Origin of the sequence: Chitinophaga sp. (genome assembly GCF_035564935.1) — a bacterium.
In the GTDB taxonomy this organism is placed as follows: domain Bacteria; phylum Bacteroidota; class Bacteroidia; order Chitinophagales; family Chitinophagaceae; genus Chitinophaga.
In genome coordinates this window covers 1-15097 of sequence record NZ_DATMTE010000462.1, presented here as the reverse complement: position 1 = coordinate 15097, position 15097 = coordinate 1, and the positions used below count along the sequence as shown (strand labels likewise).

The window sequence follows — 15097 nt, the reverse complement described above, 5'->3', positions numbered from 1 at the left end:
TGGTACCGTAAAACTTTTATCCCACCGGCTGCATTCCGCGGAAAACGGGTACAGCTGCAGTTCGACGGTGTATACATGAATGCAGAGGTATGGCTCAATGGAAAACGTTTGGGCAAACACCCTTACGGCTATACGTCATTTTGGTATGATATCACCGAACGGCTAAAACCGGGTGAAAAGAATGTGCTGGCAGTAAAGATCAGGAATGAAGGAGAGAATAGCCGCTGGTACGCCGGTTCCGGCATTTACCGCCATGTGTGGTTAAAGGTGAAAAACCCATTGCATGTAGCACAATGGGGCACTTATATTACAACGCCGGAAGTAAATCCGGCTGCTGCAAAAGTACATGTAAGTACCAAAGTGATGAATGAAACGGGCAATACCGTGAAGGCGAAAATAGTAACCCGGCTCCTGGATGCAAGGGGACAGGAAGTGGCAACGGTGACGGATATACGTGAATCAGCACCCGGCGCTCCGGTGGAATGTGATCGGGATCTCAAAGTAACCAACCCCGCTCTGTGGTCGGTAGATTCGCCGGTATTATACATTGCTGTTACGGAGGTATACAATAATCAGCAATTAACAGACCGTGTTACTACACCGTTTGGCATCCGCAGTATCAGTATAGATGCGGTAAACGGCTTCCGCTTAAACGGGCAGCCGTTAAAACTGAAAGGCGGCTGCGTACATCATGATAACGGGCCGCTTGGTGCAAAGGCTTACGATCGTGCAGAAGAGCGCAAAGTGGAACTGCTGAAAGCCAGTGGCTATAACGCTGTAAGATGCGCGCATAACCCGCCTTCACCGGCTTTTCTGGATGCCTGCGACCGCCTGGGAATGCTGGTGATAGATGAGGCATTTGATATATGGGAAGATGGAAAAAATCCGGATGATTATCACCTGTATTTTAATGACTGGTGGCAGAAAGACCTGGAGAGCATGTTGTACCGCGACCGTAATCATCCTTCCATTATCATGTGGAGCACTGGTAACGAGATCCCCAACCGGGAGAAACAGGAAGTAGTGAAGGTGGCAAAAATGCTCAGCGATTTTATACGTACATTGGATAATACCCGTTTTGTTACCTGTGGTGTAAATGGAATAACAGCAGATAAAGATGCTTTCCTGGCTACACTGGATGTTGCAGGTTATAATTATGCAAGAGATAAATATGTAGCAGACCACCAGCGTTTACCGCAACGTGTGATGTTTGCCACGGAATCCCTGCCGCTGGAAGCTTTTGATTACTGGATGGGCGTAACAGATCATCCATGGGTGATCGGTGATTTTGTATGGACGGCTTTTGATTATATTGGGGAGGCTGGTATTGGTTGGTTAGGGTATTGGCAGGAACAATCATTTTTTCCATGGAACCTTGCGTATTGCGGTGACATTGATATCTGCGGATGGAAGCGCCCGCAGTCTTTTTACCGGGATGTATTGTGGAAAGATGACCAGGTAGCTGTTTTTGTAAAGCCTCCGCAACCATCGTTTGCCACCAATCCGAATAAGGTAGACTGGAGCCGTTGGGAATGGCATGATGTAGTGGCCAGCTGGAACTGGGCCGGTGGAACACAGCAACCATTGGAAGTAGAAGTATACTCCTCCTGTGAAGAAGTAATGCTTTTTCTGAATGGCAGATCATTGGGCAGGAAAGCTACCAACCGTTCCAATAAGTTCACAGCTATCTGGCAGGTGCCTTATGAAGCCGGCACATTAAAAGCAATAGGATATAACAAGGGAAGAGAAGCCGGCGGCGCAATATTGCAAACCGCAGGCGAACCGGTGAAATTGGCTATGGCTGCGGATCGTACCACGATCACTGCCAACGGGCAGGACCTGAGTTATATTACCGTGGAATTGCAGGATGCGAAAGGTATTCGTCATCCAAGGGCAGAAAACCAGGTACACTTTAACATCAGTGGTCCTGGCACTATCGTGGGGGTTGGTAATGCCAACCCGGTAAGCACAGAAAGCTATTCGTTGCCACAACGCAAGGCATGGCATGGCAGGTGCCTGGTGATCGTGAAATCCACCGGGCAACCAGGGAATATTAGGGTAACAGCATCAGCTGCGGGATTGAAAGGCGGGCAGGCAAGCATTGTAGCAAAGTAATTCTTACGGCAACATTACCTGTATATCTTTTCTTCTTTCTTCAGGGATTACTTTTAAGGTAACCAGTTTTCCATTTTTCAAAACACCTTCTACGGTTGTATTGTAGGGTGCATGTAACTTGAAATGAACATCCCATGCAGCAGGCCATGCAGGAAAAAGATAAAGGTGCCTGTTATCTGTTTGTAACAGCATTTCCTGTAGCCCTATCATCCCCGAGCCGCCCTGGTTATGGTCCGGCGTCCAGTCGAATCCCGGGCCCCAGAAAGCGGGGAACCGGGTACCTGCATCTTTCAGTTTTTCAACGGTGTAATGTGCGGCGCTGTCGGTAAGTCCCAGCCGGGCGCAGAATATATTATCCTGTTTCCAGCCGGTGGCACTGCGGTGTTTAACAGCATCGGTATCGTGCAGCCAGGTGTTAACTGCCGTATCCAGCCCGGGTTTTCCGATACCGAAAATGCCGTAAGGGAAAACGGGATAGAGCTGTGGCGTTTCCTGGTTATTGACCCGTTCCCAGGATTGGGCCGGTGCAATAGTCGTATAGCCCTGCACGTTACGAAAGGTGAGCGGAGGGATACGCCGGAGCAAAGATTGGAGTTGTTCGCGGCTGCTATCGGTAAAATATCTGCCCGGCAACTCCAGCATACGCCGGGTAACCGTGCCAAGCCCGGCAATGGTGGTGGCTGAATTACAGGCCATCTTATAGGTTTCGCAGGCAGAGCCGGGGTAAAGTACCAGGTGTCCGTTTCCATCCAGCGTTTTGGAGCCGCGTTGCCTGGCGAGGTGTTGGTAATGTTCGTCAAAGAAAGTAAGGCAACTTTTTATAAGTGGGATGTACCGGGAAATATCTTTCCCCCTGAAGCGTTCCATATCCAGGATCATCAGGCAAAATTCAAGTACGGTATCCCATTCGTACTCCAGCCAGTTATTGTACTCTACCCCTTTATCAAACCAGGAAGGCCGTTTCCAGCCATATTCACTGGCTGCGGGCAAACCGAAGTTTTCCATCTGTTCCGTGAAGCATGCGCCTTCATGCCCCCAGTAGAAGCGACTCCTGGCTGTGGCATTTTGTAAAGCCTGTTGGTAGAACTGGAATTGGGAGGTCATCATGTCAAAGTCGCCGCTCTTCAGCATGGGCCAGTATACCAGGCGCTGATTCTGCGCGGTAAAAGTACCGCCGCCCCAGTTGCGGTGATCCGGCGTGAAAGGAAATTTATCATTCACAAATACCGGGTCGTATGTAAAAAGTCCGCCGTTAAATTTTGTGGGGTAAGCGCCATAAGCATTACAGCCCAGCATATAACGGAACAACTGGTAGTTTCTGCCCGTTTGCCACACAGCGTCCGCGGTGTCCCGGTCAATGAAAATATAACTTCTGTTCCAGTACTGTTTCCACCAGGCGGTGGTTTGCTGAAACGCAATTCTTTCTGGGGCCTTAACTGTTTGCATCCGTTGCTGCAACTCCATATGCCAGGCTTCAGGACTAGGTGTTTGTGCTACATGCAGCAATACATTAATGTGGTGGGCCCGCGCAGGACGGGTGCTTTGCAGCTGCCAGTAAGTATACGGGATATGCAGGTACCTGCCGGTATCACTACCTGCAGGCTGCATATTACTGCCCCAGAGTAGACCGCCGGAAGTGAGCCCCTGTTGCGGGTTCCACAGCAGCGCTTTTATTGGGTTCAATCCCTGCTGCTGCACGGTATAATCAAATATCAGCGCATCATCCCTGTTACGGTGGCAGAACAACACCTTGTCATTTTCAAAAGCTACTTTATCATGATAAGCGGTAACCGTTACCGGTGCGCCTTTGTAACCGGTGCAGGCCAACAGCTCCATTTTTGACAATGGCCGGTCCTGCATGCGCCAGTTTTCATAACGCGCAGTAGCCGTTACCGGTTGCCGGCTGTTTACATCCACATGCACCACGGGGCGGTATACATCTACCCATACCCGGATATTCGCCGTTTGTTTTCCTTTGATGCCTGTAATATTGATATAGCCTTCTTTCAAATGCAATGTTTGCCGGAATGTTGTGCTTGCTTCAAACGGGTTAGGAGTAAGTTTGATCCTTAGCCTGCCTTGTTTGAGCAGGGTATTGTTTTCATCGAAAGTACCACTGCGCGAGAGATAACAAAGTAATTCCCCGTTTTCCATCCATACATTCACGCCTATGTCGCTGCCGCCGCAGGGCATGGAGCCGGCTGAGTTCCGGCTCTGGCTGTTCCAGGTAATATTATAATTATCCAGCTCCTGCTGCCGGGCGTTTGCACACTGTGTGCCGAAAATGGTAATGAATATACCTGCGGAGATGTATCGGAAAATAGTTTGCATACAGATTGTAAGAAGATAAAGTTAACAGAACATTTTTTATTATGCTATACCACCGCATTCCGGCAACGATTGCGTAAAAAAATACTTTTTTGCATAGATAATTCTGTAGCTTGATCACGCTAACGGAGATTACAATTCCATGTTGATGAAAATATTTGCGATAAACCGTTTACTATCCGATAAGTGTTATTTTAACAATTATTTTACGGCTGTTATACTTATTCTGTTTATTTTATTGCTGCCAGCCACCATGCTGCGTGCGCAATCATCTCCGGGTATCATAGACTGGGGAGCAGATAAAATGCTGAACGCTTACCTGATGCAGCAGATACACCACCAATACGCCTTACGCAATGTTCGTGTGCAACGGGCCATGCAATCGGTACAGGGAGTAAAAACTTACCAGCAACAACTCCGCGCCAGCTATCAAAAGTTGCTTGGCGAATTGCCAGGCAACGCCCCTTTGTATCCAACGGTAACGGATACACTCCGGCACAATGGTTATCATATTGAAAAGCTGATCTATCAAAGCTTTCCCCAACATCATGTAACAGCCAGTTTGTATATTCCGGAGGGGAAGGGTCCTTTCCCCGGTGTGCTGCTTTTCTGCGGACATGAAGCGGAGGCAAAGGCTACCCCGTCGTACCAGCAAACTGCTGTGTTGTTTGCCAGGCAGGGTTTTGTGGTATTGATGATTGATCCTGTTTCACAGGGAGAACGGCATCAGCTCACCGATAGTACAGGCCGGCCTTTAACCCGCGGTGGCACTACAGAACATACGCTGCTGAATATGGCTGCTGGTTTAACAGGTTCCAGCGTAGCGGCTTATGAATTGTGGGATAATGAACGTGGGCTGGATTATTTATTGTCGCGCAAAGAAGTGGATACTGCCAGGATCGGTTGCCTCGGCAATTCCGGCGGCGGTACCCAGGCAGCCTATTTCATGGCTTTTGAAAACAGAATAAAAGTGGCTGCTGTTTGCAGCTACATCACTACCAGGGAAAGAACGTTTGAACTGGCAGGGCCGCTTGATGGATGTGTGCAGATCCCCAATGAAGGAAAATACGGATTGGAGATCACCGACTATATGCACTTGTTTGCGCCCCGGCCATTGCTCGTGCTGGCAGGCAGATATGATTTTGTAGACTATACGGGCGCCGAGCAGGCATATGGTGAAGCAAAGCAATGTTACACTACCCTTGGCGCAGGAGAGAAGGTGCAGCTGGTAACGGTAGACGACGGGCATGGTATATCAAAACCCAAGCGGGAGGCGGCAGTACGTTGGTTCAGGAAATGGATGTATGATGATGATAAACCGGTACAGGAAGAAGCTATCGCCATTTTGCCGGCTACCGCGCTGAATTGTACCGGCACAGGGGAGCTGAATAATAGCATCTCCGGTGAAATAACTTTACAGCAATATTTTCTGCAAACCGCTTCTTCGATGGCAACACATCGTGCACGGTTCCTGCAAACGGTTACTCCGGATGCATTTAGAGATACATTGCGGCAATTGCTGGGCATACCTCCGTTGCGGGAAAAAGCAGAAGTAGAAGCTATACAGGAGAAAGAAAGACAACCGGAGAAGTATCTGTTACGCAGTAAAGGAGAACCACCGCTGCCTTTTATACTGATGCGGCCACCCGGAAGTACCGCTATCCGGAAAGTAGTGATATACCTGCATGATGAAGGCAAGCGCACCCTACTTGACAGCTCCGCCCTGTTACAGTATTACCTGCAAAAAGGCGATGCTGTGCTGTTGCCGGATCTGCGGGGGATGGGCGAAACAGCCGATGGCGCTGCCTTCAATCATCCTAAATTTTATAACCGCGAATATCGCAATGTAACATCATCATTACATATGGGCCGCCCGTTAATAGGGCAACGGGTAACAGACCTGTTGCTGCTGCTGGATTACCTGCAATCAGATCCTGTATTCAAACAGTCGGTGGTGAGCATAAAGGCTTCCGGTACAACCGCCCTGGTAGCCTTGCATGCAGCGGTTATTGATCAGCGTATTCATCACCTGGAAATAGATCAGTACCTGGATTCTTTCATGAGCATTATCCGCCGGTTAACAGTGAAGGATCAATACAGTAATGTTATCCCGGGAGTGTTGCGATATTATGATGTGCCCGACCTTTTGCAGATGCTGAATAAGCGGTTAGCTGCCGTTGATTAAAACGGTTTGCCTGTTGTTGTATTTTTTAAATTCTTTTGATATCCTGTCAATGCCGATCAGATCTTTTTTATTACAAAGTGTAACCGTGTTAGGTTTGGCTGCCTGCTCATCCGGCCATAAAGAGGCTGTTCCCGCGGAAAGCCTTCCTATGGAAACAATCAGCCTGGATCATCTGGATGCTTTTGCCGTTACGGATAACCATTGGCGTGTAGCCGGTACCGTATATGCCGCCAGGCAGCAACCGCATCATATGGAAACAACGGATGGGAAAGGTATCCTTGTGTGTACCCTGCCGGGAAATGCAGCCGGCAGCAGTGAGTTACTCACCAACATGGTACACGGCGATCTTGACCTGGAGCTGGATTTTATGTTGTCCGCAGAGGCAGATGCAAGTATTCTTTTCCAGGGAACCTATGCACTGCATTTGAAAGACAACTGGCTGAAAGACAGCATGGCTACTGATGATTGCGGTGCCATTGAAGGGCGAACGCCTTTACTGAATGCCTGCAAAGCGCCTGGTTTGTGGCAACACCTGTCGGTGAAATACAGGGCACTACGCCCTCCCAGCCTGGATAGCAGCACCATCAGCCAGGTAAGGGAAACCGGTTTCGAGTCAGTTGAGCTGAACGGGCGCATTGTTAACATACCGCAGGGCGTTAATACCAACGACACCATGCTGCGCATAGCACCCGGACCATTACGTTTCCTGGTGCGTAAAGGACCGGTGGCTTTCCGTAATATCCGTTATAAAACCTACGGCAACCACCGCGTAAAATTAACGGATATGCGTTACCGTGTGTACAAGGGCGTATATAAAAATCATGATACCCTCCAGCAGTTAGTACCTGTGAAATCAGGCAATACCGATTCGCTGACCTTTCATGTGGGAGATAAGCGAGCCCACTTATTACTGGAAGGAAAAATACAGATACCGGTAACAGGTGATTATGTATTCAGGTTACAGGCCGGTGGCCCCGCCCGCTTAATGATAGATGGAAATGAAATCGCCAATAACGGTGGTACCCGCGACTACCAGCGCGCATTCTTTGGTGATACCACGTTACAGCAGGGAGAACATGCCTTTCAGCTTAGCTACGCAAACTATGATGAAAGTCTTGTGCTGATGTTTGAAGGTCCTCATATGCCTTTCACGCCGCTTACTACACCTGCCTCCGAAAGGATGGTGGAAGTAGCGCCGCTGATGGAATACCCGGTGAAAGAGGGGCCTGTAACACAGCGTGGTTTTATGGAACACCTGGGTAAAATAAATACCTATAGCATGGCGGTAGGTATACCCGGTGGATTGAATTATGCTTACGATATGGTGAACTACAGCCCTTTAATGGCCTGGCGCGGGCGATACCTCGACATTGCGGAGATGTGGCATGAACGCGGTGAAAAGCAGCTGGAACGGCCATTGGGCGCCCCGCTGGAGCTGGCGGGCATTCCCTGTATAGCGGAATTGCCCTCTTCCAATGCGCCATGGCCCGTTGCTATCCGCGACGACAGCAGCAGCTACACCAACCGGGGATATAGGCTGAGAAACGGGTTACCGGTATTCCTTTATACCCTGCACCAATGGTCGGTAGAGGACTACCTCTACCCGCGGGGCGATAACAGGGGATTGGTGAGGGAGGTGACCATACGTAATAACGGTGGTACTAACGGTAACGCCTGGTGGTTAATGGCCAGCGGAAGCGTTATTGAAAAATTACCCAATGGTAATTATGCGGTAGATGATAAACAGTATTATATAGAAACCGCTATGATGCCGGAGATTGTAAAGGATAAAGCGCAATACAGGCTGGTATTGCCTTTGAAGACAGATACTAAAACAGTTAATATTCATTATTCCATTATCTGGTAAATCAATATGAGAAGCAAGCAACACAGATGTTTTTTGTTATTGCTGTGGGGATTATTATTACCACGCATGGCAGATGCACAGACGGGAATGAAAGCCGCGGAAAGTAAATATTACAGCATCAGTGATGTGCCGGTGCCAGACAGTGTGGCACTCGAAGTGGGGGGACTCGCATTTACACCAGATGATAAACTTGGCGTGGCTACCCGGCATGGAGAGATATGGCTGATAACAGATCCGTATCAGAAAAAATCACGGCGTCCGCAATACAGCCGCTTCGCAGCCGGCATGCATGAAACGCTGGGGCTTGCCTGGCATAATGGTTCCTTTTATACCACGCAACGCTCCGAACTTACACGGGTTACGGATACAGACAATGACGGTAAAGCAGATCTTTTCCAGACCGTTGCTTCCTGGCCCTTATCCGGCAACTATCACGAGTATTCGTATGGACCAATGTTTATGCCCAACGGTGATATGATCGTTACGCTCAATCTTTCCTGGATAGGCCGCGGCGCCAGCCTGGCTAAGTGGCGTGGATGGATGATGCGGATAAAGCCCGATGGCACCATGCAGCCTTATGCCGGAGGGATGCGTTCCCCGGCTGGTTTTGGTTTATCGGAGAACGGGGATATTTTTTTTGCTGAGAACCAGGGCGACTGGATAGGCTCCGGCAGGATCACCCAACTGGACTATGGCGATTTTGCAGGACACCCGGCCGGGATGCGCTGGTCGGGCGAACGCGGTTCACCGCTGCATTTAACGCCATCGCAGTTCCCCGACTCCATCGGTATATTGCATGACTTTGCCCGTAAAATACCGCATTTCAAAGAGCCGAGCATATGGTTTCCGCACACCCTCATGGGCATCTCAACTTCTGCGGTGCTGAACATCGACTCAGATGCATTTGGTCCTTTTAAAGGTCAGCTGCTGGTGGGCGATCAGGGACATAGTAAAGTAATGCGCGCTTTCCTGGAAAAGGTGAACGGCAAATACCAGGGCGCATGCTTTCCCTTTTTGGAAGGCTTTTCTTCCGGCGTGCTGCGGCTCGTGTGGGGAAGCGATCATTCATTGTTTGTTGGTATGACCAGCAGGGGATGGGCCTCTACAGGCCCTGCCCCTTATGGTTTACAGCGGGTTAACTTTAAAGGCAAAGCACCTTTTGAAATAAAAGCCATGCGCGCACAAAACAATGGCTTTGAACTGGAATTTACCTCACCGGTAAATAAAAAACAAGCTGCCAGTGCACGCTTATTCCGGGTAACCGGATTTACGTATAGCTATCACAGTAAGTACGGCAGCCCTGTTATCAACAGCCAATCCTGCCCTGTAGTAAAAAGTGAGGTATCGGACGATGGCTACCGGGTACGGATATACGTAAATGGCCTGCGGGAAGGGTATATACACGAACTGGATGTAACGGGCCTGCAATCACAGGCAGGCTTGCCGCTGCTGCACACTACAGCCTATTACACGCTCAATGCTATTCCCGCGGGAAGCGGTAACATGCCAGGCTGCGTTATAACGCCGAAAAGCACTGCCGCAACGGCCGGCAACAATACGGCCTGTGGCAGCGATCCTTCCAAATGTGTAAGCGTGCAGCCAGCCAACTGGGCCCAAGGCCCTGATGTAGTGTTAAAGATAGGGACCATACCCGGGCTTAAGTTCGATCTGTCTGAAGTAGAAGTACCGGCGGGAAGTAAGGTGCAGCTGGTATTCAATAATAACGATGACATGCTGCATAACCTGGTGATCGTAAAACCAGGCAAGGGGGATGCAGTAGGAAAACTGGCAATGGATATGGGATTGAACGGCTCACAACTCGCATATGTACCGGCATCTGCAGATGTATTGTTTAACACCTGCCTGTTGCAGCCGGAAACATCGCAGCGTATTTACTTTACAGCGCCGGAGAAGCCGGGGAACTATCCCTACGTGTGTACCTTCCCCGGGCACTATGCTGTAATGAAAGGGATCATGAAAGTTGTAAAGAAATAAGATGAACATGCAACGATTTTTATACGTTTGTTTATGGATATGCCTGGCAGTCAGTAGCCAGGCACAAAACAGCAGCGCTGTACTAAATGCAGATAAACTGAAGAAGTATGTGGCTTCCTTCAATCGTCTTGATACAGGAGAAGTAAAGCAGTATGTGCCCGATGAACGCGCTGCCGCCTGGCTGGAAAGCAACATACCCTTGTTTGATTGCCCTGATAACGTGATCGAACAAACGTACTATTTCCGTTGGTGGAGTTTTCGCAAACATCTTAAACAAACACCGGATGGATTTATATTCACCGAATTTATTATTCCCGTAAAACATGCCGGAAGATATAATGCCCTGAGTTGCGCGTTGGGACATCATATATATGAAGGGAGATGGCTGCGCGATACACAGTATGTGAACCAGTATATCCGCTATTGGCTGGAGAAAGATCCGCAGCAGGCGAAGCCACGTTTTCACCAGTTCAGCAGCTGGGCAGCGGATGCCGTTTACAATTATTATCTCGCAAATGCTAACCGCGCTTTTGCAGTAAGCCTGCTGGATTCACTGGATAATGACTACCGGTTATGGGAACAGGAGAGAGGCCTGCCGGATGGAATGTACTGGCAGTTTGATGTGAAGGATGGCATGGAAGAATCTATCAGTGGTTCACGCAGGGAAAGGAATATACGCCCTACTATCAACAGTTATATGTACGGCAACGCCAGGGCATTGACACAACTGGCGGCTATGGCGGGGCGCGACAGCCTCCGGCAAAGATATACGCAACTGGCGGCGCAGCTCAAAGCAGGCGTGCAGAACAGGCTATGGGATGATACAGCGGCTTTTTTTAAAGTACAGCTGGCAAAGGGACCATTGTCGGGGGTAAGAGAAGAAATTGGTTTTATCCCCTGGTATTTTAACCTGCCGGATGATAATAAAGAGTATGCAAAGGCATGGACACAGTTAACCGATAAAAACGGGTTTGATGCTCCCTGGGGGCTTACTACCGCGGAACAGCGGCATCCCGCTTTCCGTTCGCACGGCAGCGGCGGTTGCGAATGGGACGGTGCTATCTGGCCTTTCGCTACCACCCAAACATTAAAGGGATTGGCTAACCTGCTTACCCGATACCACTACCATGATGCCATGACAGCACGCGTCTATTTCCGTGCCTTACAAACCTACGCACGCTCGCATCAGAAGAACGGGCATCCTTACCTGGGTGAATACCAGGATGAAAAGAACGGCTACTGGCTGAAAGGAGATGATCCCCGCAGCAGTTACTACAACCATTCCGGTTTCTGCGACCTGGTCATCAGCGACCTCATAGGACTGAAACCACGGGAAGATGAACAGCTGGAATTACATCCGTTAATACCACCCGGCGCCTGGGATTGGTTTTGCCTGGACCAGGTGCCTTATCATGGTCGCCTGCTCACCATATTGTGGGATAAATCAGGCAACAGGTATCATAAAGGAAAGGGATTCCAGGTTTTTGCAGATGGAAAGAAGCTGTATAACGGAGCTGATCTTGCACCTGTAATAATTCCGCTGCCTGCGAGGAAAGATGAACTAACGCTATGGTATGATCGTCCAGCTGCCAAATGGACGGCTGCATTACCGGTGGGCAACGGTCGTTTGGGCGCCATGATCTTTGGAGGAGTGAATGTAGAGCATCTTCAATTCAATGAATCTACGTTATGGACCGATGGACCGCGCGAACATGCAAGACCTGGCGCTGTGCAGTATCTGCCGCAAATACGTGCTTTGTTGGCTGCAGGTCGCAGGAAAGAAGCGGAACAACTGGCGGAAGATCACTTTATGGGATTGAAAAGCGCCGCACCGGCATCGCGATATGAGGCCGATTACCAACCGTTCGGCGACCTGTGGTTATGGTTTAAAGATACAGCCGCCGCCGCTACAGATTACAAGAGGATGCTGGATCTTACTACTGCGGTAGCACGCACTACTTACTCCGCCAATAATGTACAGTATACCCGTGAATATTTTGCCAGTGCGCCGCAACAGGCTATTGTAATGCGCCTGTCGGCAGATAAACCCGGCAGCATCAGCTTCACTGCAACGCTCAAAAGTCCGCAGCCTTCATATGCCACAAGAAAAATAAACGACAGTACTATTGCGCTTTCACTGAAAGTACAGAACGGTGTGCTGAAGGGGGAAAGCTGGCTGAAAGTAAGTACACAGCAGGGGCGTGTAACCGTTACCGATAGCAGCATCACCATTACTAACGCCAACGCCGCTACGTTGTATCTGACGGCTGCTACCAGCTACCGCAACTACAAAGATGTTTCAGCCGATCCGGCATCACAGAACAGGAAGGTGATACAATCGCTGCCATCATCTTACAATAGTATATACAACACACATATCAAAGACTATCAACAGTATTTTAATACTTTTTCCATAAGCCTGGGACAAGGGCAAACACAGTTGCCAACCGATCAGCGGATCAGCCGTTTTACTGCAGCCACAGATCCCGCACTGGCAGCGCTGTATATGCAGTATGCACGCTACCTGATGATCTCCGGCTCACGACCCGGCGGACAACCCCTTAACCTGCAGGGTATCTGGAACGATCAGTTATCGCCGCCCTGGGGAAGCAAGTATACTACCAACATCAACCTGGAAATGAACTACTGGCCTGCGGAAGTGCTACATCTTTCCACCTGTGCGGAACCGCTTTTTGCCATGATCCTCGAGTTGTCTGAAGCAGGCCACCACACTGCTGCTGAGCATTACGGTGCACCGGGCTGGGTGTTGCATCATAACACTGATCTGTGGAGAGGCACAGCGCCCATCAATGCATCCAACCACGGCATATGGGTTACAGGCGCTGCATGGCTCTGCCATCACCTGTGGGAACATTACCAGTATACGAAAAACAAAACCTTCCTGCAACAACAGGCTTACCCGCTAATGAAAGCAGCAGCAGATTTTTTTGTGCACTTCCTCGTAAAAGATCCGGCAACAGGATGGCTCATCAGCACCCCTTCCAATTCTCCCGAGAACGGAGGTCTGGTAGCGGGTCCTACAATGGATCACCAGCTGATAAGAGACCTGTTCCGCAACTGCATAGCAGCCAGCGAAATATTACAGCAGGATGTAGCATTCCGTAAAACACTACAGGAAAAATACAAACAGATAGCGCCCAACCAGGTAGGAAAACACGGGCAATTGCAGGAATGGCTGCAGGATGTGGATGATCCGGAAAATCATCACCGGCATGTATCCCACTTATGGGGCGTATTTCCGGGCACGGATATCACCTGGGACCAGTCGCCTTCCCTGATGAACGCTGCCCGCCAGTCGCTTCTTTTCCGTGGCGACGACGGCACCGGCTGGAGCCTCGCATGGAAGATCAACCTGTGGGCAAGGTTCAAAGATGGCAACCACGCGCTCACCATGATCAATAAATTACTAACACCGGCTGAAGGCCCCACTGGGAAAGCGCATGGCGGATCTTACATTAACCTGTTTGATGCACACCCGCCGTTCCAGATAGATGGCAATTTTGGCGGCGCTTCAGGTATGGCGGAAATGCTGGTACAAAGTCATATGGGGTACATCGACCTGCTGCCGGCTTTACCGGATGCATGGCCCTCCGGGCAGGTTAACGGCATTTGCGCCCGGGGAGGTTTTGTGCTGGATATACGCTGGCTGCAGGGCCGGTTGGAGCAACTAACGGTAACGGCTACTTCAGATGGATCATGTGAGCTGCGCTATAAAGAACAAACCGTAAAATTTGCCGCGAAGAAAGGTAAAAGCTACCAAGTAAAAGTAATAGCAGGTCAGCTGAAAATTGCGACATAATTATATCTTTATGAAGAAGTATTATTTGCTATTTGCCCTCGTTTTTTCAGCCTGCGCTGCGGTAGCGCAGGAAATAAAACCGGAGGCTACGGAAGACTGGTCCACACAGCCTCCGTTGGTAACGCCCGGTGAAAACACGCAGCCGCCGTCTGACGCCGTTGTGCTGTTTGCCGGTGAAAAGGATCTTAACAAATGGGAACACACGGATAGCAGCGCTGTAAAATGGACAGTGAAACGGGGCGAACTAACGGTAACGCCTAAAGCAAGAGATATCCGTACACGGCAGGCATTTGGAAATATACAGCTGCATATTGAATGGAAAACACCTGATCCCCGCGAGGATCATGGCAACAGTCGTGGTAACAGCGGGGTACTGTTCATGGGGTTGTATGAACTGCAGATCTATGAAAGCTACCAGTATCTGCATAAGATCTATTACAACGGACAGGCTGGCAGTATTTACAAACAATATGCACCGCTGGTGAATGCCTGTTTACCGCCACAGACCTGGCAAACATTTGATGCAGTATTTGAGGCGCCGGTGTTTAATGCCGACAGCTCGCTCAAAACGCCTGCCTATGTCACTGTATTCCATAATAGGGTATTGGTACAATACCATGTGGCGCTTAAGGGGCCTATGGTATATGCCGGTTATCCCGAGTACAGGTATCATGAAAGTAAATTGCCTTTGGTATTGCAGGAGCATAACAGCCGTGTTAGTTTCCGTAATATCTGGGTAAGGGAATTTTAAACCAGATCAGATGAAAAAGATATTTTATCTCGTATT

The 15097-nt window shown here is 49.5% G+C and carries 7 protein-coding genes; 6 read left to right on the top strand and 1 reads right to left on the bottom strand.

Features of this window, described 5'->3' with window-relative positions:
• A partial coding sequence (locus tag VN105_RS11990; RefSeq protein ID WP_325641138.1) for a glycoside hydrolase family 2 TIM barrel-domain containing protein occupies positions 1–2115 on the top strand: 2115 nt, incomplete at its 5' end.
• A 3-nt stretch (positions 2116–2118) separates the two neighbouring features.
• Here VN105_RS11990 and VN105_RS11985 read toward each other — a convergent pair.
• Complete coding sequence (locus VN105_RS11985; protein ID WP_325641136.1) at positions 2119–4446, bottom strand: DUF5703 domain-containing protein; 2328 nt, start codon at positions 4444–4446, stop codon at positions 2119–2121.
• A 145-nt stretch (positions 4447–4591) separates the two neighbouring features.
• On the opposite strand from VN105_RS11985, the gene VN105_RS11980 reads away from it, so the two are divergent.
• From VN105_RS11980 to VN105_RS11960, 5 genes are all read left to right on the top strand, one after another.
• On the top strand, positions 4592–6628 hold the full coding sequence (locus tag VN105_RS11980) for an acetylxylan esterase (protein ID WP_325641134.1): 2037 nt from the start codon (positions 4592–4594) through the stop codon (positions 6626–6628).
• Positions 6629–6776: 148 nt separating this feature from the next.
• Entirely contained in the window at positions 6777–8495 is a 1719-nt protein-coding gene (locus VN105_RS11975) for a family 16 glycoside hydrolase (protein WP_325641132.1), read from the top strand.
• Positions 8496–8561: 66 nt separating this feature from the next.
• Positions 8562–10490, top strand: a complete 1929-nt coding sequence (locus tag VN105_RS11970; RefSeq protein ID WP_325641130.1) for a plastocyanin/azurin family copper-binding protein — start codon at positions 8562–8564, stop codon at positions 10488–10490.
• 7 nt (positions 10491–10497) lie between these two features.
• The gene (locus VN105_RS11965) at positions 10498–14310 is read left to right on the top strand and encodes a glycosyl hydrolase family 95 catalytic domain-containing protein (RefSeq protein WP_325641128.1); all 3813 of its coding nucleotides are present in this window, start codon (positions 10498–10500) and stop codon (positions 14308–14310) included.
• A gap of 10 nt (positions 14311–14320) precedes the next feature.
• Positions 14321–15061: a DUF1080 domain-containing protein gene (locus tag VN105_RS11960; RefSeq protein ID WP_325641126.1), complete on the top strand. Its 741-nt coding sequence runs from the start codon at positions 14321–14323 to the stop codon at positions 15059–15061.
• Positions 15062–15097: the final 36 nt, after the last annotated feature.